Below are 21,462 nucleotides of genomic sequence, written 5' to 3'. Positions count from 1 at the left end.
TCTTTTTAATTGCGCAATCTTCCCATTAATATAACGAATGAAAGAAGTTTAACCGTACTTTTATTTTAATCTTTCACTGATTCCATACCAAATCATATCGACGCGTCCTGCTTTCGCAATCAATTGTTGGAGGCAGCTCCCGCATGCATCCCGCCACTTGCGTTCCAATGGGTCAATTGGAACAACGCCTTTTGTAATATCATTGGCAATAATAATGACTGTTCCTCTCTTTTTTACTTCCCACTCATGCCAGCTGAAAATCATCTTTTCCCATTTTTTTTGCCAGTCCGACGATTGATCGATCAGATGAAAAATATACTGTTCAATTCCTTCAATGACCGTTATTTTTTGAAAATGCTCCGTCTCATAAATTTCAGACATTTTGGCATTATTCACGTAGCCGCAAAACCATTTGCAAGCGCCGGATTGCAGCCGGTAATGCTCTTTCACCCCATTTTCTTTTTCCGTTGAACGCTCCGCCGACAACAACATGCACCGCTTTCCCCTCCTTACATCTGTTCGCTTTTCTGTCAATGAACAATACGCTCCATGATCCAAGCGCCATTGCCAATAAGATGATCCTTCGGGTCCATACCGATAAAGGATCTCGCGAATGACGCCGCCATGAGTGATCATTGCAATGTGGGAAATGGTTTCATCAAAAAAATAGGTGACCGTCTTTTCCCACCCTCTTTTGACCCTTTCTGAAAATGTTGGATACGATTCTCCGTTTGGCACTTCATGATGCAGCATATCGCGAAGCCAGCTTTGATAGCGGGCATCTCCTTTCAGTTCGGAATAGGTTTTCTGTTCCCAATCGCCGAAATTCATTTCCCTAAGTTCTTTTAAGGCAACGAATTTTTGTTTTGGGTAAATGATGCCGGCCGTTTCTGCAGCGCGTTGCAAATCGCTTGCTATTACCAGATCAGGAGCTTTTGGATAATGGCTTTTTTCCAAAGCTTTTTTTCCTTCTTCACACAGCGCTTCATCCGTCCAGCCGATATAGCGTTTTTGTCTATTTGCTTCTGTCAACCCATGACGTATAAGAGTAACAACCACGTTACCATCCATAAAACTGTCTCACTCCCTTCAATCACTGCTCCAAAGGAATCTCCTGTTAAGCCGCCGAACGATTGAAGGAAAAACCGGCGGGCGTACATATAAAGAAAAATAGACGATAAGGCCATCAAAAGATAAACGGCAGGTAAACCCGGGATCATGGGGACGGCGATGAAAAAACATAACAAATAACCGATCAGAACGGCGAAATCTTTTTTGGCAAGCGTTTTAGCAAACAAGTACCCAAGCCCTTCCCGTTTCGCCATTCCCGGACCATCAATCATTAGAGCGCAAACGATGAGACGGGAAAAAAACGGAATGAACACAGCAAACCAAAAATTGTCGATTGCGCCGATGATTTCCGCCATAAACAAAAAGCGAAAAGCTGACAAAAACAGCAGCGCCAACACCCCAAACGTTCCCACTCTGGGATCTTCCATAATCTTCAGCCTTTTTTCCTTGTCGCGAAAAGAAAAATAGGCATCCGCTGTATCTGTAAAACCGTCAAGATGAATGCCGCCCGTTATCGCCACAAAATAGAATAAAAGAAAAAGAGCGCAAGCCCAATTGGACAGCGGTGTCCAAGATTTTGCCATATACATGATCAAACTCCCTGTCAAACCGATGAAAAACCCGATCATCGGCAAACTTAACACCGCGAATTTGATCCGTTTCTCATCTATTGGGATCTCCCTATGAATCGGAATGATCGTGAAAAACTGGAGCGCAAGAAAAAAACCTTCCGTCATTTGTCTGGCTGTTCTCATCTCATTTCCCCCACGATTGGATGATGTTGAGCAAATCGTCCATATGGATATGGTTTTGGACATGTCGTGCAATCTGTTCATACTCTTTTGTTTTTTCCTTCTTCAACCATTTTACTTGTTTTTTTTCAAGGCCTTTCCGTTTTCGAATTCTGTTGAGCCATTCCGTACGGAATTCATAATTGAAAAAAATGTGATGAAAATACGTGCCAATCACCCTTCCAGAGTCAATTACCGCGCCATCCGTCCCGTCCGAAAGCTTGATAAAAGGCCGCACTGCTTGCGAAACAATCGGTTCGGTTACGCCTAAATGAATTTCATACCCTTCCACGAAAAACTGGGGAAAACCTGATTGCGGATGAATAACCCCTTTGTTCCGCACCGTTTTTTTCTCATGATAAAAGGTTGTGCCCACTGGGAGGATGCTGAATCCTTCTGCATAACGTCCTTTCACCCCTGTATCCGATCCGGCTTTATCATACAAGTATCTTGAAAGCATTTGATAACCGCCACAAATGCCGATGATCGTTCCGCCCGTTTCGTTGTATGGTTTAATCTTTTGAGCCAAGCCGCTATTTTTCAATTGTTGCAGATCATGAATCGTGCTTCTCGTTCCCGGAATCAAGAGGGCATCCGGTTCGCCGAATTCATCCGGGCCGGACACAAGTCGGATGGAAACATCTTCTTCAAATAAAAACAGCTCAACGTCCGTATAATTGGATATATAGGGGAGCTTTACCACCGCAATGTCAATTTCTCTCCTGTTTTGGTTGGCAAATCGTTCGGTGAGCGACAAAGAATCTTCGCCTTCGATCATATGTCCGGAAACATAAGGGACCACCCCTAATACTTTGATGCCCGTCCGTTCCTCCAGCCATTGCACACCGGGTTGAAACAAGCTGAGATCTCCTCGGAATTTGTTGATGATAATCCCCTTTACCCGGCTACGTTCTTCTTCGGAAAAAAGTTCAAGCGTCCCGATAATGCTGGCAGACACGCCGCCCCGATCGATATCTGCCACCAGTATCACCGGAACGTCGGCCAGTTCGGCCACTTTCATGTTGACAAGTTCCCTGTCTTTCAAGTTGATTTCAACAGGACTTCCTGCCCCTTCCATCACGAGAAAATCATATTGTTCCGACAGCTTTTCCAGTGAAAGCTGAATCGCTTCCAGCCCTTTTAGATAAAATTTTTCGCGGTAAGCTTGACCGCCTAATGTTTCATAGCTTTTGCCAAGTAAGACGATTTCCGAAGTGCAATCGCTTTTCGGTTTCAATAAAATCAGGTTCATATAGACGGAGGCCGCCGTGCCGGTGGCTTCTGCCTGAATTCCTTGAGCCCTGCCGATCTCCCTTCCATCCAATGTGACATATGAGTTGTTTGACATATTTTGTGATTTAAACGGAGCAACCTTGTAGCCAAGTTTGTGAAAAATAGCACAAAATGCCGTGGCAATGAAACTTTTGCCAACATCAGAAGCCGTTCCCTGAATCATGATCCCTTTCATTGTAGTTCTCCCTTCATAGCAACTGGAATGCCGAATTCCATTCTGACCGCCAAATCCGCACGTTCAACGATTTGTTGATGGAGATGGCCGAGAAGGCGAACATATTGGAACACTGCATTTGACCGCGCTGGAAATTCCCAGTTGACCTCATTGGAGACGATGCAAAATAGCTCGCAGCTTTTTTGCAGCTCAGATAGATCACGGATGATTTTTTCCAACACATATTGGCGAAAAGAAGCGGCCTGCCATCGTTCACCATGTTGTTCATGAAAAAAAAGTTCGTTCGTCAACAACGTTGTTAAACAGTCCAGCAGCACAAAATCATTTTTTTGCAGTTTTTTCGACAACTTGCCGACATCATTCGTCTGTTCAATTGCCAGCCATTTTTCTTTGCCTTGGGCTCTTTTTAGCTGGTGTTGCAATATTCGTTTTGTCATTTCTTCGTCTGATGGAAAAGAGGTTGCAATATAAACAAGGCGGTTGGCCTGATTCTTTTTAACCGTCAAATAATGTTCTGCCCACGAACTTTTCCCGCTTCTCACCCCGCCGGTCACAAAGATCAACACTTGTCCTTCCACTCCTTAAGCGCTGAAAGAAGCCGGTCGTTTTCTTCTTTTCTCTTAACCGCCAAACGAATGTATTTGCCGGAAAGCCCGTTGAAATTGTATGTATGTCTAGGCACTATACCTCTTTCCAATAAAAAGCGGATCAAAGGCAGCATATCTTTTTTTGGCTGCTCTCTTAACAAATAAAAATTGACAGAGCTGTCCGCCACCACAAAACCAAGTTCATGGAGATGTTCAAACATTCGCTTCCGTTCTTGAGAGATCATTCTTTTTGTTTTTTTAACATAGTCTTCGTCCTTTAATGCTTCTATTCCCGCCCTCTGTCCAATGGCGTTGACGCTCCAATGCACCTGAAATTTTTTTAGTCTCTGGATGACCGTCTCATCGGCAAACAAAAAGCCAAGTCTTAAACCTGCAATGGCATACATTTTGGTCAAAGAACGCAAAATGATCACATTGGAAAAAGATGATAAACAATTCAGAATTGATACGTTTTCCAAGGCGAAATCATAGAATGCTTCGTCCAGAACGACAAACGCATGCTTCTTTTTGGCATCACGAATGATTTCCAATAATGTTTCCCGGTTAAATACTTTGCCTGTCGGATTGTTGGGGTGGCAGAGGAAAACCGCTTTTTTCCCGGAAAGAGCCGTTTTTAGCTCCTCAACGTTCAACTCCCAATTGTCTTCCTCTTTTAAAACATAGGATGAAATCCTCTTTGAGAACGGTTCGCATGCTTTTCGGTATTCTGAAAATGCCGGTTCCACGATCAATACGTCTTCATTTTGCAGCAAGGCGGCTGCAATGATAAAAATAAGTTCTGCGGCACCGTTTCCAATTAATATATTTTCAGGCGAAACATTTTCCTTTCCGGCAATTACCGCTCGCAATTCCGCCATATCAGGATCTGGATAATCGGCAACAAACGGAAAAAAGCGATCCCAGTTTTTGCGGATGCATTCAGGCGGACCGAAAGGATTGATGTTGACGCTGAAATCGATGATGTTTTCCGGCATCCGGATGTTCAATGATTTATAAAGATAAGATGGATTGGCTCCATGTGATGGCAGCATCGAAGCATACACCTCCGATCATGAAAAATAGCAAGAAAAACCTGTCTGTTTTCTTCATAATATCAATAGCATCGTGAATATGTTTTGCTTCTAGCGAATAAACCCCGTCTCCCAATTTAGGGCGATTAGAAATTTTCCCTTGATAACGGTTGATTCCCCCTAATGATACACCCAGCAAAGCAGCCATGGCGCTTTCAAGAAATCCGCTGTTGGGGCTGGGGTGTTTGCGCGCATCCCTTTTCAGAATGGAAAAGCATTCCCGCTTTTGAATCCCTTTTGCCGGATGATTGACAAGTACCATGATGAAAGCTGTCAGACGGCTCGGAAGGTAATTCAACAAATCGTCCAGCTTGGCGGAAGCAAACCCGAATTCAGCGAACTTCTCGTTTTGATAGCCTACCATCGAATCCGCAGTATTGACGACCCTGTACAAAACCGCAAAAGGAGCTCCGCCGAACAGCGCCCAAAAAAGCGGTGCGGTAATGCCATCGCTCGTATTTTCCGCTACCGTTTCCACCGTTCCCCGAACGATTTCCGATTCTGGCAAATCTGCCGTATCGCGGCCGACAATCCATGACAGCTTTTCTCTTGCCGAAACGAGATTTTTTTGGCAAAGCGGTTCATAAACTGCCAAAGCTGCTTCCCGCAAACTTTTTTCCGCTATCATAAAAGAAATGATCACCGCTTCCGCAAAAATGCCCGCTGCTGGGTGAAGCCTAGAGAAAAATGACACAATTGAAAAAGCGGCCAGCATAAAAAATAAACCGACCAGCATGATCATCGCCATACCTTTTTCTTTCTTAAAGCGCCCTTTGTTGAGGCGCCGTTCGCAAAACGCAATAGACCAGCCAAACAAGCGGACGGGATGGGGGGCATTTTTCGGATCCCCGATGACTTGATCGATTACAAACGCCAGCATAATCGCAATTACATGTTCTGTCATGTCCTTCCCCTTCTTTTTTTATTTAGCTGAATCGCTTGAATTGTACTCTCATATACCCCCCTGCCGACCAATCTTCCAAGTGTTGTGATCGTGCCAGCGTGCTGATGAAAAATGCCCTTTTGCGTGGCAGCCACTAATATGCTATCCGTTGAAGTGCCTGTTGCAATCGTATTGGAGACAGGATCCAACACTTTTTCATCAGCCAGCGCCTTCGTTTTGGCTTCTGTTGCCGTCATCACACTTTCAATAAATGCTTGATCAGATAACCGTCCGTTTATCAAAATCCATGTATTGATCGTCCCTGAAGCTATGCCATTCCGTTTTATACTATTTGCTGCATCCACTGCATTGGAAAGTCCTGCTGTCACAACAATGACAACGGAGACTCCTTCTGCTTCAAGCTCGCTGACTACCCCATCTTCCAAACAAGCCGCGGTCATCATGGCGACTGTTGCATGTTGATCAAACCCGTTTTTCTGCAGAAAATCGGCCATTTCCGAACGGCTGTCTTGACAATTGTAGCTTTTATCGACATGACGGTTGACAAAAGTGCTGTGCCAGCCAAATCCTCCGCCAATAATGGCAGATGAAAGGGTTTTGAGCGGCGATGCCGCTTTTAAATAGATGAGTTCCTTCGTCTGAACAATGTCCCTTTTTGTCACTTTATATGTTTCTTCCTGTTTCTGTTCGGGTATAAGCAGCATTTGCGGGCGGGCAAGCTCCGGATGTGATTGTTTGACAATCGAAACACCATACACCTGTTCAATCGTTTTTTCGTTCATCACGACAGATGGATTATCAACGGCAACCGCTTTTCCATCTTTTAATAACAGCAGTTTGTCACAATAAAGGCTTGCTAAATTCAAATCATGAAAAATTGAGACAACCGTTAATCCATTTGATTGTGTCCAATTTTTCAACTGATCAAGCATGATTTTTTGATGGGAAATATCAAGATGGTTCGTGGGTTCATCTAATAAAAGCAAAACGGGGTTTTGTGCAAGAGCCTGCGCTAAAAAAACCCTCTGTTTTTCCCCGCCGCTTAATTCATTGATCGCTTTATTTTTTAAGTGGGAAATATTCGTCTGCTCCATGGTCTTTTGGATGATTTGTTCATCTTCTCCCGTCAACCGCTTGAAGAAACCCGTTTGAAAAGGATAACGGCCGAGCGCCACTGTCTCCCAAACGGTATAATCAAACATTTGCGTTGGGATTTGCGGCAATGAAGCGATGTTTTGCGCCAATTTTTTCGGAGAATAAGCAGAAAGAGGTTTGCCGGCAAGCTCGATCGTGCCGCTTTTAACCGGAAGAATCCCGCTGATCATTTTTAATAGTGTCGTCTTTCCACTCCCGTTTGGCCCCAAAATGCCAAATATTTCCCCTTTTTTTACTGAGAAGGAAAGGTTTTCGATAATCTTTCGCTCTTGATAGCCTCCCGAAATGTTCTTGACTTGCAGCATGTTACCCTCTTCTTTCCATTCTTTGTTTCATTAAAATAAAGGCAAAGCTGGGAGCGCCGATTAAAGCCGTGATCACACCGATCGGAAGTTCTGTCGGCGACACGATCGTTCTTGAAACGAGATCCGCCAAAATTAAAAAAGCGGCGCCAAAAATGGCGGACAGAGGGAGAAGATGGCGATAATCACTTCCCCAAAGCAGCCTGTTTACATGCGGGATGACAAGACCGACAAACCCAATCGTTCCGCTGATGGCAACGGCCGCACCGGCTAAACAAGAGGATGATGCTAAAATAAACAGCTTTCTCCTTTTTACATGGACCCCAAGCTGCTTCGCCTTTTCTTCGCCAAAGGACAGAGCGTTTAATTCTGTTCCGTTTACAAAAATCAAAATGGACCCGATTAAAAAAAACGGCAAAAGCATCAAAACGTATCCCCAGCCGCGCATCGCAACGCTTCCTAACAGCCAGTTGACAATTTGTCGCAATTCTTCTCCTGTCAGGGCAATCATCAACGAAATGAAAGCACTTAAAAAGGAACTTAAAATAATTCCGGTCAGCACAATGGTTTCAATCCTCATCGTTTTTTCAATGAAATTGGCGAACAAAATCACAGCCAAAATCGTTAAAAAACCCGTAAAAATGCTGACAACCGGCAAAGTGAATGAGCCGAAAAAAGGAATTTGAATGCCGAAAAAAAGAACAAGTACAGCACCTAAAGAAGAACCTGATGAAACACCGAGCGTATAAGGATCTGCCAAAGGGTTTTGCAAAAGCCCTTGATAACAAGCCCCCGCCATTGCAAGCGAGGCTCCGACAAGTCCGGCTAAAACGACACGAGGAAGTCGAATATCAAGCACAATGCTTTTCATGCTTTCATCAATGTCCGGCGCCAAACCAGTATGAAACAGTTGATTGAAAATTATTTGGAAAATATCCTTAAACGTGATGTGAAACGTTCCGATAGAAATTCCTAAAAAGACGGAAAAAATAAGAAAACAAGCGGTCGCCGTATAGGCGACCACATGTTTATTTTTTGTAGACATCCGGATAAATTGCTTTCGCAAGTTCTTCTACTCCTTCAACCAATCTTGGGCCTGGGCGGCTCACCAAGTCGGAATGCACATCGTAAACCCGTTTATTTTTCACCGCTGATACATTTTCCCATCCTTTGCGTGCCAACACCTGGTCAACAGCTTTATCGACGTAATAGCCGTATGTCGTCACAATGACGTCTGGGTTCAGTTTTACAACGGCTTCTTCCGTCATTTGCGGCCAGCCTTCTTGATCGCCCGCTGCATTTTTTGCTCCAATGATCGTTAGCATTTCATCCATAAACGTTCCTTTTCCAGTCGTATAGATTTGTGGTGCGGGATTCACTTCGACAAAAACAGACACTTTTTGATCATCCGGAATCGTTTTTCCTTTTTCTTGAATATCCGCCAGTTTCGTTTTCATCTCAGCCACAATATCTTCGGCTTTGTCACTTGTCCCTGTAATTTTGCCGATTGTCTGGATGGAGTCATACACTTTATCAAATGATTGGGCATCTTCGACTACAAAAACATTTATTCCCGCATCTTTCAGCTGCTTCAGCCCTTCCTGCGAGTTATGGGCGCTGGAAGCATGCGCTAAAACAAGATCCGGTTTTAAAGAAATAATTTTTTCAACATTAAATTCCATCCCGCCAACCTTTTCTTTGTTTTGAACATCTTCCGGATAGTTGTCATTATCACTTACACCGACAATTTGTTCACCCAACCCTAAAGCATAGGCAATTTCAGTATTGCTTGGAATTAGCGAAACAATCCGCTCCGGTTTTTCGTTTACCGTCACCTCATTTCCTAAACCGTCCTTGACCTTCACCGGAAATTGTGAAGCCGTCTCTTCCGTCTTTTGATTGCTTTTGTTTTCAGACGGCTCTGATGTATTTTGTTGGCCGCATCCAGCCGCAATTCCAAATAGAAGTAATAAGGCTAAAAATAGTGCAGATAGTTTTTTCATCATTTTCCTCCTCCAATAAAAAAACATCTTCTTTTTTTGATAAGAAGATGTCTGAAAACAAGCATATCGCTTTGTTCTGTTTTCAAACACCTCCCTATCCTCGTAGGGTTTTTAGGCGTGTTCAAACAGGCAGGTCTCCTGGCTCATGGTCATCGCTCCCTGAACCTTCCCGTAGACACAGTGGCATTTTCAGGTTGCTCCCATTCACAGTGGCGGGACCGCGTTGGATTTTCACCAAACTTCCCTTTTAAGCGGACAAAAGTGTCCGCACCTGTTTGCTTTTGAATGAAATTGTCGACGAATGTAATTATACATCATTCAAATCCGTTCTGGTAGAAAAAATGTGAAAATGCTATGTCAAGTTTTATATTGGACTTTTTATAAGGTTTTCAATTCAACCGTGTTGATTTGAACCGATTGCCGTAAAAATGAATAAAATTTTAATGGATGGGTAATTGATTTTAGGAACGAAGGAGGATCCATAAGTGACAGTCGTTCTTTTAGACCCAGGCCACGGTGGAAGTGATCCTGGTGCAACATTTAGAAGCTATGAAGAAGAAGACTTTACGCTGACTATTGCCTTAATAGCCAGAGACCATTTGCTAGAAAACTTTCAAGTAGATGTCGTGATGACACGAACGAACGATCGCACTGTCAGTTTAGAAGAAAGAACGAGTTTGGCAAACAGACTAAATGTCGATTTTTTCTGCTCCATCCATGTCAATTCAGGGGGCGGAACAGGATTTGAAAGCTATATTTACAACCGCGGTGCATCTAATAAAACGATTCAATACCGTTCCATCATTCATAATCATATTATGAGCGTAATCGGGCCAAAATATAACGTACAGGACCGCGGAAAAAAAAGCGCCAATTTTTTTGTGTTGAGAGAAACGAAAATGCCCGCGGTTCTTTTGGAAACATTATTTATCGATAATCCTAACGATATCAAATTGTTAACCTCTTCTGCTTTTATAAGTGATTTTGCCGCCAGTGTGGCGGAAGGAATAGGAAAAGCCCTTAATTTAAAGAGAAAGGCAAGCACAACAAAAAAGCCGTCGACAAAACCGTCGGCTCCTGTTTCAAACAACACGCTTTACAAAGTGATTGCCGGTTCCTTCAAAGAGCGTAAAAATGCAGAACAACGCGTAAAGGAACTGAAAGGAAAAAACGTGGACAGTTTTATTTCACCTGCTAATGTTAACGGCACAAGTTTTTACCGTGTTCAAGCAGGGGCTTTTCAACATTTGGAAAATGCGAAGGAGCAGCTGGCAAAACTTGTGCAGCTGGGCTATAAAGATGCTTTTATTTTAACTCCCGAAGAGCAGCGTGCAAATCCGCCAAGGCAAAATCAACTAGCCAGCTTGCTGTCTACATCAGAGCCGCAAGCATCCGCCACAGAAGACATTTCTATTTTAGGAGAACCGCTTTTATCGGGAACATTGTTGGATCAGTTCGTAAAAAATACGAATCCAGATGCACCTCAACTGGGTGATTTATATATCCAATTAAGCAAACTATACGGAATACGCGGTGATATCGCTTACGCACAAGCCATTCATGAGACGAACTATTTTCGCTTCACCGGGGTTGTCGACCGCAGCCAAAACAATTTTGCCGGAATTGGAGCGACAGGCCCGAATGTCCGAGGAGCAAGCTTCTCCACATCAAGAGAAGGAGTTCTCGCTCATTTGCAGCACTTGTTTGCTTATGCGACAACAAAGCCTCTTCCAGGTGATGAGCCGCTTGTAGATCCAAGATTTCATTATGTGAAGCGCGGATCAGCTACCACTTGGAAAGAATTAAATGGAAAGTGGGCAGTTCCTGGAGATCGTTACGGAGAAATGATTTTATCGATTTACCGTTCCAACCTTCAATTCGCTGTTCAACAGCTTTCCTCCATGATTGCGGAATTAAACAAACATGTATGATCATTTTTTTTGGTCCATTTTCCAATTAACGTGAATAAAATTGAAAATCATTATCAATAATAAAAGAGAGCCGAAATGGAATTCGGCCCTCTCCATTATTTAGAAAGTTTCCGGTTCAAATGTTTTGCAATCCGTTTCCTTTTGATCTTTGGCGGTTTTCCCCGAATGGCTGACAACATAAATGGAATCAGCTGAACATCTATTTCCATCCGCCCAATATTTACAGTTGTTTACTTCACATAAAACGTCTTGTGCCATCGCATGTCACCTCCCAATTATAGAATTGCCATCGGAAGGTGTTTTGATACGACACAAATAGTTTTTGACAATGACAATTTTTTAAAAATATGCATCACATGGCAAAAAAGTATGACGGGATGAAAAATATTTTAATCCAGCGTCCTTGCTTGATTCGATTTTTTTCATAAGGAACGGTTGTGCTGGAATAAAAAATAAGGAAGCTGCTGATAAGCAGCAGCTTCCTTATTTCGCAAAGACGTGATCGCCTATCACAATTGTTGTGTTTTTAGTTCGAACCCATTGGTCGTCCGTCTTTTTCGGATTATAAAAATACAGGGAGCCTTGACCTAAACCGTGGAATGCCAAAGCTTCATTTACTGCTCTTTTGGATTCCTCACTTGCAGGCTTGTTAATCTCTCCATTTGCTACAGGAGTAAATTGGCGATCTTGATAAATAACCTCTGTAATTGTATCAGGATATAAAGGGCTGTCTACGCGATTTAGTACAACAGTGGCAACCGCAACTTTTCCTTCGTATGGTTCTCCTTTTGCTTCTGCTTCTACTAATCTAGCCAATAAATCTTTTTCACTTGCTGAGATAGTTGGCGGAATAGTCAACTCTTCTCCAACATATAGTTCATCAGTTGTTTTATTGTTAACGGATTTTAGTTTTTGAACTGAAACCCCGTATTTTAGACCAATTTTCCAGAGTGTATCTCCTTCTTTCACCGAATAGGCAGCGCTTGCCTCACTTCCTTGTCCGGTGAAAACAATGGCAGCAAGAGCAATAAATGAGGAGAAGATGAATTTTTTTATTTTCTTCATAAATCCTACCTCCTTTTTTTCGCTCTCTATTACCCTAACATCTTCTAATCTAGAATTCATTAAAAAATCTTTTCATATTATTCATAAATATTCCAGCAAAGGTTCGGCGTTTACATATGTCTTTTGGAAACATTTTGCTGAATACACTGTACTTTGTTCTTTTAGAAACTCCCTGCACAAGAGATATTTTTCCATAACAATTTCCCATTGGTATAAAGTTTTACATATTTTGGACTTACACCTATATTCGAGTTTTAAATCATAAAAAAAGACAAGACAAATGAATGTCCTGTCTTTTTTGAAATTAATTTTTCAATATATCATGATCGACGTACCGTTCGCCATTCAGCTCGCTGATGACATTGATGGCCACTTTTGCACCGTCACCTGCGGTAATGATTGTATGTACACTTACGCCAGCAGCTGTACCTGCTGCCCAAATTCCGTCAATATTTGTTTTTCCATTTGAATCCACATCGAATATTGTTTTGATGCGAGGCTCTGTTCCGTCTTTTGTTTTTAATCCAATTTTCTCGGCTAAATCCGTCAATACTCCTGTCGCTAAAATGACATGCTTCGCTTCATACGAACCGCCATCGGTTTTGACGACGTGTCCATCCTGTTTTGTTTCAATTGTTTCCACTTGCTCGTTTTTTATTTCTGCTCCAAACTTTTCCGCCTGTTTTTTCCCAATATCGATTAAATCAGGACCTGTAATTTCTAAAACACCATAGTGGTTTTCGATCCATGCCCTTTTCGTCATTGATTTATCGTGATCTAAAACTAATGTTTTCTTTCCAGCCTTCGCCGTAAACAACGCAGCACTTGCCCCCGCAGGACCGGCACCAACAATAATCACATCGGACATCTTAACTCCTCCTTTGCAAAAAATGTTTATAATTTCATTGTAAGCGCAATCGAAAAAAAATGTAAAGAAACTTGCTTACCAATTCTGAAAATTAAAAAATTCATATATAATCTCCCTTCTCCAGCTGAACATAAAACCTTTTGTAGGCTGGAGTCCCGAAGTAAAAACCGCTTATCCCCAACTGATCTATTTTCAGAATACAGTAAAAAACGCTATTAAAATTCGCTATGCGGCTTCCGACACCCCAATGTGCAATGTTCCACAATACTGCTACATAAGTCCGCCGGAGGAAGAAAAACATGAAAGTCAGTATATGACACTCCTTTGGCGATTGACATTACAAACGATACTTAGTCGTAATCCATATTATGCAAATTCAGGTGAATTTTCTCAGCAGACTGAACCATATATTAAAGAAAGAGCGTCTAAATATATTAGTTGGAAACTTCTAGAATGGAATAAATCATCATTTACTTGAAAAAAATAGGGAAGCTTTCGTTTAGCAACAAAAAATTTATTTATGAAATGAACATTACAACGGCTCTGCTAGCAGCAAATCGACCATTCAACATCTTGAATATTTGATAAATATTTTACGCATTCTCTCGGCTTCTTTATTCACCGCTAGATCGTCACGAAACAGGTTGAGATAAAGGTTTCGAACGACAACTAACATTTAAAATAGATCCATACCTCTTTACGAAGCTTTCAAAAAAGATTGGTGAAGCGCATATCCAAACCGAAGCAAGAATGAAATGACAAGAAGATAAGAATCATCAAGTATATGAATCAAGCTCAAGAAAACGGACTGAAACAATATATTTATGATGATATTTCGAATTTCACAAGGATCGTAGAAATGGATGGATATAAAAGCCAATTTTAAAAAAATTTATTAAAAATGGAAAACGGCTTTGACATCTTTTCATCCTGATAGTACTCTATATTCGTTGACATTTTACATACGGCATTTATTTAAAGAAGGCAGTGAACATTAGTGAAATCGTTTGTATGGAAAATAAGCGGCATCGTTTTCATTTCGATCATTTTCATTTTTTTAATGTCTTTTTATTACAAAACATTAAGGGTACAGTCTGTCCCAGCAAATGGAAGCAAACAAATAGAAAAATCGCAATATGATGGAGTTGACTTAATTTCAGATATTGAGGATAAAAAAGAATTCCATTCCGCCATACACTATCCGAGATTTCAAAGCAGCAAACTGAATGCATCCATCCAGTCTTACGTCAAAGAAGAGAAAAGACGGTTTCACGAACAAATTCAATCCCAAAAATGGCGCTTGTTTAAAGATCCGTCGAATTTTTCTCTGACTTTTCGCCTCTATCCGGTCACAGACAGCGTCTATTCTTTTGTTTTTACTTCGGAAAGCCATTCAGATGGGGAAAAAGAAAGTAAAGACTTTAAAATCTTCATAGTCGATTTGGCAGCAGAACGTTTTATAAACAGCCAAGACATTCTTGAAATCGATGAAAAAACAAAAGAAAAGCTGCATGTTCAATTGACGGACCAGTTTCTTCAATCAAAAAAATATAAAAAAAGCTTTAGCAAAAAGAAGCTTAACAAGTGGCTCAATCACCCATATAACGATTTTTCCAATATTTATTTGACAAACAAATTCATTGTTTTCAAGTTTCATAGCAATGAAGTAACAGAAGGTGCTGAAAGTCCTGAAATTTCCATTCCTTTAACGAAAGGAAAAGAGTTATTGACAGAGGAGTGGCGAAAGCGATTACGGATGGAAGAAAACAAACCAAAAAAAGCAGAACCATTGCCGAAAAAACCTCCCATCCAAAAAGACGAGCCGATCAAAAGCAAAAAAATAGTTGCTCTAACATTTGATGACGGACCTCACCCAAAATATACAACAGAAATTTTGGATTTATTAAAATCGTATCATGCAAAAGCCACTTTTTTTGTGATTGGTCAAAGAGTTAATTTTTATCCTAATATTGTAAAAAGAATAGGTTCGGAAGGACATGAAATTTGCAACCACAGCTTTAGCCATAAAGATTTTACAACTTTAAAAAAAGAGAAAATACTTGAAGAAATAAATATGACCGATCAAGAAATTTTCAAGGCATCGGGCTTAAAAGCGAATTGCGTCCGCCCTCCATATGGGGCTGTTAATCAAAAGGTCAGATCAGCTATTGAAAAGCCTATCATTCTATGGACTGTAGATACATTAGATTGGAAAACGGATGACCCAAAAAAAGTACTTAAAATCGTTCAAGCCAAGACAAAAAACGGTTCCATCATTTTAATGCACGATATTCATTCATCCACAGTAGAGGCATTGAAGCTAATCTTGCCATATTTAAAACAACAAGGTTATGAGTTTGTAACTGTATCAGAGATATCAAAAAAATGAAATCCTCGTCACATGCAGTTGGCGACCGAAATATAACATGTATACAATGCCTATTCTTATAGTGTTGAATGCGATCCGATTCCCAAATCTATGGAAACGTTCAACAGAAATTTTGAAAGCTGAAACGTTTGATGCCTATTTTAATGAAAAAAATGATCTGTCCTGCTAAAGAAGCTTTGCAGTGGAAATGTGTGAAAAGGAAAAGGGATTTTAAAGCGATTCCCATAAAAAGATGTTCCAGTATTTTAACGTTTGCACTCATTTTTGGCCATAAAAGCAGGGATCCAAAAAGGTCAGCATTTTGGGTCCCTTTCTTTTGTCAAGTCGTAACAGCTGGTGCCGATTGATGTACACAATAGAGCAATTGATTTGCTTTTCCTTGCAGAAAGTTGATTGCTTATAAACCAGACGTCGTTGCTCTACGTTTTTCATTTAATGCACAAATACGTTTATACTGCTGTTATTCATGGGCAGTGCATGCCGCAAACCGCCTTTCTTGCCACAGCAATTGTAAGTATTCCCAAAACAGCTTCTGCTGTAATTTAAGGCATATTGTAATTCTCTGCAGAGCCCATCCCCTCTTCGTTTCATCCTATCCAGTAATAATCAAAAGCTTTGAACAATTTTTCCCTTTCACTTTATAGCAAACAAAAAAAAGCCCATTTTAGCTCGTATGTAAACTAAAATGGACAAATTTCTTATTTTTATTTAATGATTAAGACTGGACAGTGAGCCTCTTGGGCTACTTTTCGGCTGACGCTTCCCAACAACGTTGCTTTAAGCGCGCCTTTTCCTGCACTTCCCATTACAATGATGGAATAGTCATGTTCTTTTGCATAATCCGTAATAATTGTTGCTGGTTCCCCTTGGAAAATATGTGTTTCATGCGGGACGTTGCTTTCAGTAAGGAATTCAATCGCTGGTTTTAAAATCGCTTCGTTCTCTTCATCAATTAATTTGGAAATATCAACAAAATAATACTGCTCTGTAAATCTTAAATTATTGACATGCAAAATCGTGATTTTTTCAGACCCAACTGTTTTGGCAAGTTTTACAGCATGCTCAAGCGCGCGTGTAGAATGGGCAGATCCATCCATAGGAACTAATATTTTTTTGTACATCCTCATCCCCTCCAAAAGAACTATTTTTTCTTTATTTCCATTTTATCAAAATTTTTCTAGAATTTAAGTAGAGATTTGTCAAAAATTCGATTTTCACCACTTTGTCACTTTTAAATCCATTTTAAAATGATAAAATATACAATGAGAAAATTTATGTTAGGAGGAAAAAAATGGACTCCATTCAAAACTATGAACAGCCTCACAACAAAAAAAATTACACCGGCATTGTTGTGACACTCTCAGTTATTATAAATGCCGTTATTTTACTGTTATTTTTCTCTCCAATCGGATATCGAGGCGAAGTCCATTTTGATTTGACGATTTTCCCAAGACTTAATGCGATTTTTAACAGCTTTACGTTCGTCTTTCTGCTCGCTGCTCTTTATGCAATTAAAAAGAAAAATATAAAAGTACACCGGAACTTTATCATCGCAGCGTTTACAACGACCACCTTATTTTGTATTTCTTATTTAACCTATCATTTTTTGCAATCTGAACCGACCCGTTATGGCGGTGAAGGATTTATGAAAACATTTTATTTATTTATTCTAACTTCCCATAGTATATTAGCAGCCGTCATTGTTCCGCTTGCATTGTTTGCCTTTTTCTGGGGAATGTCAAGACAGGTAGAAAAACACCGGAAAATTGTTCGCTGGGCGATGCCGATTTGGCTATACGTCTCATTTACAGGTGTTCTTGTATACATCTTGATTTCTCCTTATTATTAAAAAAAGAAGGTTGACCGAGCTGTCCGGTCAACCTTCTTTTTCGTTTAGAAACTCTTTCATTAAATAATCTTTTTTTTTCGATCATCGTTTAACTTTCTTTGCCGTTCAAGCCATTCTCCTGTTTGTTGAAACAATTCGGTTGAATGACAAATAGACGAAAATGTATGGTTTCCGCCGATAATGAGTGATTTTTCAACGCTGTTAGCCCTTTTTTTGAAGCTTTTTTCATACAGGCAAGCATAAGAAGGAGAAATGACTTCATCTTCTGTTCCGTGGGCAACGAATACGTCACCTGTAAACGATTTTGCCTCTTGTAAAGGAGTGTACTGTTCAAGCGAGCGGAAAAATGTTTTCGTTAAGGAATAGCCTTCATAATCAACATATTGGCTTGATTCTGCTTCTTCTAAGCCTTCCTTTCCAACTATGGCCGCTATATCTTCAAATGGCCGACCGACCGCTCCCCAAATCGCCAAATTCTTCACGCGGTCATCCCGTACAGCTGTGAGTGTCGCCACTGCTCCTCCTAAACTATGGCCAAGCAAATATAATTCATGTTTGTCGATGAAAGGAAGCTTTTCAACAAAATCGATAACATGAATCGTTTGTTCAATAAAGCGGTCGAGGCCATAAGTTCCGTAAATACCGCTGCTTTCGCCGCAGCCTTCGTAATCAAACCGCAAAACGGCAAATCCGAGCGAAGCAAAATGGTTGGCTGCTTTGACGAACAATCGGTTGACACCTATTCGGCTTCCTATAAAACCGTGACAAATAACAACAACCGGAAATTTTTCGTTTTTAGCTGGAGCGTTCGGTATATGCAATGTGGCAGCTAACGATGCCTGTTGGCTCGGAATATAGTACATTTTTTCCATAAAAATTAACCACCTTTAATCGTTCGTTTTTTTTATTATAATGTTTATAATTCCGATAAGTCAAGTATGTTTTAGGGGATTTAAACCCAAAAAAAAAGCAATCTTAACAGTTTGCTTTTGCACCTATTTCGGTAAATGATTGAGAAAATTTTGATACGCAAATCCTTTCACTTCGTCCTCATTATAATATTTCAACAGTTCATTGATCAAGTTTTGTGTTTTTGCCGCATTTTCCAATCCTATTACTTTTTGCTCAATTCCGTCAAAATCAGAGCCAAGTCCGATTTGTTTCACTCCGCCTAGCATGCAAAAATGGTCGATATGTTTGATTACATCTTTGATTGCTGCCTGATCATTAGTTGTTAAAAATTGGGGGGCGTACACGATGTGAATGGTACCGCCTTTTTGAAACATTGCCCTTGCCTGTTCATCGGTTAAATTGCGCTGATGATCACATAAGGCGCGGGCGTTTGAATGGGTCGCAATCGGATAATCCGCAAGCTCGATTACATCCCAAAACGCACGCTCGCATAAATGGGAGACATCAGTGAAAACGCGATGCTCATTGTTTGCTTTTATGATTTCCTTGCCAAATGCTGTTACACCAGCGCCTCGATCTTCAAGTGCTCCATCAGCTGCCAGATTGGCATAATTCCATGTCAATCCAACCGATCGAACTCCCAGCTGATAAAGAAGTCGAAGTTTGTAGAGATCTCCGCCAATCGCATCAACACCTTCGAGAGTCAGCATCGCCCCAATTTCATGTTCCTCAAGCTTATAAAAATCAGACCAATCCTTTATTTGTTTCATTTCCGGATTGTTTCCAAGCACTTCTGTAAAAAACAGATCGATTTGTTCAAGCGCCGCTTGGAATTTGTATTCAGTTTTTATTTTTTGATCGATAAAAACGGCAAAGCATTGAACCTTAATTTTACCTTTGATCAATCTTTGTTTATTCGTATCCAAATACGAGGCGTTAGCAAACTTCAGCTTTCCTTTAGCATTCGCCAGCTTCATCAGTGCATCACAATGAAGATCAATAATATTCATGTTTTCCCCCTGTTTTTTATGATAAAAAAAAGCCTGGCAGGAAAGATTTCTTGCAGACTTTTACAATCAATAGGCTCGTTATTCGTTTGCGATTTTTTCTTGGAATTTTTGATAAAGTGTTGTCGCGATCTCACCCGGTTTTCCCGTGCCAATTTTTTGCCCGTCTACGGTCACGATTGGTAAAATTTCAGAAGTTGTGCTCGTAATGAAGACTTCATCGCTTTCAAGTACATCCTCTTTCGTAAACTTTTCTTCTACTAATGTTAAACCTTCTGTTTCAATGATCGATTTTACCGCCATTCTTGTAATTCCTGACAATATATGCTTTGATAGCGGCGTCGTATAAATTGTTCCGTTTTTGACGATGAATACGTTGGAGCTCGACCCTTCCGTCACATATTCATCACGGACTAAAATCGCTTCATAGCTTCCTTTTTCATGGGCGGTTTGTTTAGCTAAAATATTCGGCAATAAGTTAAGCGATTTAATATAGCAATTGGCCCACCGCTCATCGTCATGGAATATAGCAGAAACGCCGTTCTCCCGCAAATGATGGGGCAATTGCTTTGCAGGTCTTACGGTCATCGTTGTTGAAACAGAAACATCTGGAAACAAATGATTTCGAACGGCCACTCCGCGCGTAATTTGCAAATAGACGTCGCAATCTGTTAATGCTGATTTTTCAATTGCTTCTTTTATCAGCTGTTCATATTGCTCCAATGTTTGATCGAGTTTTAATTTAATCGCTTCAGCACTTGTCTTTAACCGCTCTAAATGCTCGCGCAGCATAAACGGCTTTTTGTTATAAACGCGGATCACCTCATACACTCCGTCGCCAAACTGGTGTCCTCTTTCATCAATCGGGATCACCGGTTCATTGAGGTCAACAAAGCGACCATTTACATAACCGATTGACATTTTCATATCCCCCTAATTTCCATAATATCTACCAACCATTGTAACATAATTATATGAATGGAGGCTTGATCAAAATCAAAAAAGATGCAATGCCTGCACATTTATGATATAAATATCATAAAACATATATGGAAAGGTGGGATTTCCATGGACGGCATCCCTCGTCCTCTAGTTAGAACGAATCAATGGACAATTGTTTTGTCTGTTTTGATCACTTGGATCACAAACGAGCCGCTTTTTCTTCTTATTCCGCTTATTGCTGGCTTGATTGGACTCATTTTTGGTGTCAATCCGATTATGGCGGCCGCTAAAACGTTTTTACGAAAACCACATTCGTCCTATCATTTAGAAGACAGATCTGATCAGCAATTCAATCAAATCATTGCCTGCACATGCTTGCTGCTAGCTTTTATCGGATTTTCTTTTCATATTGATGTTTTAGGATATATTTTTTCGATTTTAGTTTTTTCAGCGGCTTTCATTGCGATTTTAGGATTTTGCATCGGCTGCTTTATCCGGTTCCAATGGAAGCAGTATCAATATCGAAAAGCGAAAAATTCATAAGCTTCTCCCCTGATTTTAAAAATCTGGGAAAAGACGTAAAAAAGGGGCAAGAGCACCCGAACTTTACATCGCATCTTTCAACGACACTTTCAGCGTGCGTCTTGCCCTGTGAAGCCTAGTTTTAACTGTTCCTTTCGAAAGCTTTAGCTGTTGAGCTAATTCCTGTTCTTTTAAATCATAATACAATTTCAATTCTAAAATTTCGCGGTATTTCGGTTTTAGTTTCCGAATTTCTTGAGAAATGGTCTCTTTCAGCCATTCATATTCTGCTGTTTGTTCCACATTGCCCCCTTGACTGATAGATAATTCATCAAGGGGGCACGGCGTTTTCTGTTCCTTCCGAAGAAAATCTATCGCAGTTCTCGCTGCTACTGTACCGAGCCAACCAGAGATTTTTTCCATATCCTCAATTTGTTCAGCCTTTTGATAAAATTTCAAAAATGTTTCCTGCAATACATCTTCTGCCAAATGTACATCTTTCGTTATGGAAAAAGCAATCCGGTACACTTTTTTATAAAACATACAATAGATGTCTTGAAAGCTCTCTTGAGCGGATATTATATCATCCATAATTCTCCAATCCT

At 40.6% G+C, this 21,462-nt stretch carries 21 protein-coding genes and 1 riboswitch; of the genes, 4 read left to right on the top strand and 17 right to left on the bottom strand.

Annotation, left to right across the window (positions count from 1 at the left end; genetic code table 11):
* Positions 1-60 precede the first annotated feature (60 nt).
* Genes ACVIJU_RS07180 through ACVIJU_RS07140 form a run of 9 tightly spaced genes read right to left on the bottom strand, consistent with a single transcriptional unit; the run spans position 61 to position 9,372 of the window.
* On the bottom strand, positions 61-1,071 hold the full coding sequence (locus ACVIJU_RS07180; RefSeq protein ID WP_456687426.1) for a bifunctional adenosylcobinamide kinase/adenosylcobinamide-phosphate guanylyltransferase: 1,011 nt from the start codon (positions 1,069-1,071) through the stop codon (positions 61-63).
* Positions 1,029-1,826 (bottom strand): adenosylcobinamide-GDP ribazoletransferase, encoded by a 798-nt coding sequence (cobS, locus tag ACVIJU_RS07175; RefSeq protein ID WP_161939836.1) that lies wholly within the window; start codon positions 1,824-1,826, stop codon positions 1,029-1,031. Before cobS ends, ACVIJU_RS07180 begins: the two co-directional genes overlap by 43 nt.
* Position 1,827: 1 nt before the next feature.
* Positions 1,828-3,330 (bottom strand): cobyric acid synthase, encoded by a 1,503-nt coding sequence (locus ACVIJU_RS07170; protein ID WP_063389401.1) that lies wholly within the window; start codon positions 3,328-3,330, stop codon positions 1,828-1,830.
* Positions 3,327-3,896: a bifunctional adenosylcobinamide kinase/adenosylcobinamide-phosphate guanylyltransferase gene (locus ACVIJU_RS07165; RefSeq protein WP_063389402.1), complete on the bottom strand. Its 570-nt coding sequence runs from the start codon at positions 3,894-3,896 to the stop codon at positions 3,327-3,329. The genes ACVIJU_RS07170 and ACVIJU_RS07165 overlap by 4 nt, the downstream gene beginning before the upstream one ends.
* The gene (gene cobD, locus ACVIJU_RS07160; RefSeq protein WP_063389403.1) at positions 3,890-4,969 is read right to left on the bottom strand and encodes a threonine-phosphate decarboxylase CobD; all 1,080 of its coding nucleotides are present in this window, start codon (positions 4,967-4,969) and stop codon (positions 3,890-3,892) included. Before cobD ends, ACVIJU_RS07165 begins: the two co-directional genes overlap by 7 nt.
* Entirely contained in the window at positions 4,929-5,912 is a 984-nt protein-coding gene (cbiB, locus tag ACVIJU_RS07155) for an adenosylcobinamide-phosphate synthase CbiB (protein ID WP_063389404.1), read from the bottom strand. The genes cobD and cbiB overlap by 41 nt, the downstream gene beginning before the upstream one ends.
* Positions 5,909-7,372 (bottom strand): adenosylcobinamide amidohydrolase, encoded by a 1,464-nt coding sequence (locus tag ACVIJU_RS07150; protein ID WP_063389405.1) that lies wholly within the window; start codon positions 7,370-7,372, stop codon positions 5,909-5,911. Before ACVIJU_RS07150 ends, cbiB begins: the two co-directional genes overlap by 4 nt.
* A 1-nt stretch (position 7,373) precedes the next feature.
* Positions 7,374-8,435, bottom strand: a complete 1,062-nt coding sequence (locus ACVIJU_RS07145) for a FecCD family ABC transporter permease (protein ID WP_063389406.1) — start codon at positions 8,433-8,435, stop codon at positions 7,374-7,376.
* A complete protein-coding gene (locus tag ACVIJU_RS07140) occupies positions 8,398-9,372 on the bottom strand; it encodes an ABC transporter substrate-binding protein (protein WP_063389407.1) in 975 nt (324 codons plus the stop codon). The genes ACVIJU_RS07145 and ACVIJU_RS07140 overlap by 38 nt, the downstream gene beginning before the upstream one ends.
* Positions 9,373-9,483: 111 nt before the next feature.
* Positions 9,484-9,662: riboswitch (cobalamin riboswitch) on the bottom strand.
* Positions 9,663-9,857: 195 nt separating this feature from the next.
* Between ACVIJU_RS07140 and ACVIJU_RS07135 the strand changes: the two genes are divergently transcribed.
* On the top strand, positions 9,858-11,303 hold the full coding sequence (locus ACVIJU_RS07135) for an N-acetylmuramoyl-L-alanine amidase (protein WP_130156945.1): 1,446 nt from the start codon (positions 9,858-9,860) through the stop codon (positions 11,301-11,303).
* A 99-nt stretch (positions 11,304-11,402) separates the two neighbouring features.
* On the opposite strand, the gene ACVIJU_RS07130 is transcribed toward ACVIJU_RS07135, so the two are convergent.
* From ACVIJU_RS07130 to ACVIJU_RS07120, 3 genes are all read right to left on the bottom strand, one after another.
* A complete protein-coding gene (locus tag ACVIJU_RS07130) occupies positions 11,403-11,561 on the bottom strand; it encodes a DUF1540 domain-containing protein (RefSeq protein ID WP_065095535.1) in 159 nt (52 codons plus the stop codon).
* A 225-nt stretch (positions 11,562-11,786) separates the two neighbouring features.
* The gene (locus ACVIJU_RS07125) at positions 11,787-12,368 is read right to left on the bottom strand and encodes a cell wall hydrolase (protein WP_063389409.1); all 582 of its coding nucleotides are present in this window, start codon (positions 12,366-12,368) and stop codon (positions 11,787-11,789) included.
* 304 nt (positions 12,369-12,672) lie between these two features.
* On the bottom strand, positions 12,673-13,236 hold the full coding sequence (locus ACVIJU_RS07120; protein ID WP_456687425.1) for an FAD-dependent oxidoreductase: 564 nt from the start codon (positions 13,234-13,236) through the stop codon (positions 12,673-12,675).
* Between the two features lie 997 nt (positions 13,237-14,233).
* Here ACVIJU_RS07120 and ACVIJU_RS07115 point away from each other — a divergent pair.
* Positions 14,234-15,625: a polysaccharide deacetylase family protein gene (locus ACVIJU_RS07115; RefSeq protein WP_117017210.1), complete on the top strand. Its 1,392-nt coding sequence runs from the start codon at positions 14,234-14,236 to the stop codon at positions 15,623-15,625.
* Positions 15,626-16,329: 704 nt separating this feature from the next.
* Here the strand turns inward: ACVIJU_RS07115 and ACVIJU_RS07110 are convergent.
* A complete protein-coding gene (locus tag ACVIJU_RS07110; RefSeq protein ID WP_063389413.1) occupies positions 16,330-16,746 on the bottom strand; it encodes a universal stress protein in 417 nt (138 codons plus the stop codon).
* A gap of 170 nt (positions 16,747-16,916) precedes the next feature.
* Between ACVIJU_RS07110 and ACVIJU_RS07105 the strand changes: the two genes are divergently transcribed.
* The gene (locus tag ACVIJU_RS07105) at positions 16,917-17,474 is read left to right on the top strand and encodes a DUF420 domain-containing protein (protein ID WP_117017211.1); all 558 of its coding nucleotides are present in this window, start codon (positions 16,917-16,919) and stop codon (positions 17,472-17,474) included.
* Between the two features lie 59 nt (positions 17,475-17,533).
* Here ACVIJU_RS07105 and ACVIJU_RS07100 read toward each other — a convergent pair whose 3' ends face one another.
* The 3 genes from ACVIJU_RS07100 to dat all read right to left on the bottom strand — a co-directional run bounded on the left by ACVIJU_RS07100 (position 17,534) and on the right by dat (position 20,314).
* Entirely contained in the window at positions 17,534-18,346 is an 813-nt protein-coding gene (locus tag ACVIJU_RS07100) for an alpha/beta hydrolase (protein ID WP_066251057.1), read from the bottom strand.
* A 123-nt stretch (positions 18,347-18,469) separates the two neighbouring features.
* On the bottom strand, positions 18,470-19,396 hold the full coding sequence (locus tag ACVIJU_RS07095; RefSeq protein ID WP_130156951.1) for a dipeptidase: 927 nt from the start codon (positions 19,394-19,396) through the stop codon (positions 18,470-18,472).
* Between the two features lie 78 nt (positions 19,397-19,474).
* Positions 19,475-20,314, bottom strand: a complete 840-nt coding sequence (dat, locus tag ACVIJU_RS07090) for a D-amino-acid transaminase (protein WP_066251052.1) — start codon at positions 20,312-20,314, stop codon at positions 19,475-19,477.
* A 147-nt stretch (positions 20,315-20,461) separates the two neighbouring features.
* Between dat and ACVIJU_RS07085 the strand changes: the two genes are divergently transcribed.
* Entirely contained in the window at positions 20,462-20,878 is a 417-nt protein-coding gene (locus ACVIJU_RS07085; protein ID WP_063389418.1) for a DUF4395 domain-containing protein, read from the top strand.
* A 63-nt stretch (positions 20,879-20,941) separates the two neighbouring features.
* Here ACVIJU_RS07085 and ACVIJU_RS07080 read toward each other — a convergent pair whose 3' ends face one another.
* Positions 20,942-21,448 carry an RNA polymerase sigma factor gene (locus tag ACVIJU_RS07080; RefSeq protein ID WP_063389419.1) on the bottom strand — a complete coding sequence of 169 codons (507 nt, stop codon included), beginning with the start codon at positions 21,446-21,448 and terminating at the stop codon, positions 20,942-20,944.
* Between the last annotated feature and the right edge of the window lie 14 nt (positions 21,449-21,462).

Source organism: Aeribacillus sp. SP014 (genome assembly GCF_054055575.1).
This window is presented reverse-complemented; position numbering and strand designations above follow the sequence as displayed.

Coding starts and splice junctions, on each gene's coding strand:
- dat (WP_066251052.1), bottom strand. CDS start 20,314: ATGTCAATCGGTTATGTAAATGGTCGCTTTGTTGACCTCAATGAACCG.
- ACVIJU_RS07180 (WP_456687426.1), bottom strand. CDS start 1,071: ATGGATGGTAACGTGGTTGTTACTCTTATACGTCATGGGTTGACAGAA.
- ACVIJU_RS07130 (WP_065095535.1), bottom strand. CDS start 11,561: ATGGCACAAGACGTTTTATGTGAAGTAAACAACTGTAAATATTGGGCG.
- ACVIJU_RS07105 (WP_117017211.1), top strand. CDS start 16,917: ATGGACTCCATTCAAAACTATGAACAGCCTCACAACAAAAAAAATTAC.
- ACVIJU_RS07140 (WP_063389407.1), bottom strand. CDS start 9,372: ATGAAAAAACTATCTGCACTATTTTTAGCCTTATTACTTCTATTTGGA.
- ACVIJU_RS07125 (WP_063389409.1), bottom strand. CDS start 12,368: ATGAAGAAAATAAAAAAATTCATCTTCTCCTCATTTATTGCTCTTGCT.
- ACVIJU_RS07120 (WP_456687425.1), bottom strand. CDS start 13,236: ATGTCCGATGTGATTATTGTTGGTGCCGGTCCTGCGGGGGCAAGTGCT.
- ACVIJU_RS07100 (WP_066251057.1), bottom strand. CDS start 18,346: ATGGAAAAAATGTACTATATTCCGAGCCAACAGGCATCGTTAGCTGCC.
- cobD (WP_063389403.1), bottom strand. CDS start 4,969: ATGCTGCCATCACATGGAGCCAATCCATCTTATCTTTATAAATCATTG.
- ACVIJU_RS07150 (WP_063389405.1), bottom strand. CDS start 7,372: ATGCTGCAAGTCAAGAACATTTCGGGAGGCTATCAAGAGCGAAAGATT.
- ACVIJU_RS07110 (WP_063389413.1), bottom strand. CDS start 16,746: ATGTACAAAAAAATATTAGTTCCTATGGATGGATCTGCCCATTCTACA.
- ACVIJU_RS07080 (WP_063389419.1), bottom strand. CDS start 21,448: ATGGATGATATAATATCCGCTCAAGAGAGCTTTCAAGACATCTATTGT.
- cbiB (WP_063389404.1), bottom strand. CDS start 5,912: ATGACAGAACATGTAATTGCGATTATGCTGGCGTTTGTAATCGATCAA.
- ACVIJU_RS07170 (WP_063389401.1), bottom strand. CDS start 3,330: ATGAAAGGGATCATGATTCAGGGAACGGCTTCTGATGTTGGCAAAAGT.
- ACVIJU_RS07085 (WP_063389418.1), top strand. CDS start 20,462: ATGGACGGCATCCCTCGTCCTCTAGTTAGAACGAATCAATGGACAATT.
- cobS (WP_161939836.1), bottom strand. CDS start 1,826: ATGAGAACAGCCAGACAAATGACGGAAGGTTTTTTTCTTGCGCTCCAG.
- ACVIJU_RS07095 (WP_130156951.1), bottom strand. CDS start 19,396: ATGAATATTATTGATCTTCATTGTGATGCACTGATGAAGCTGGCGAAT.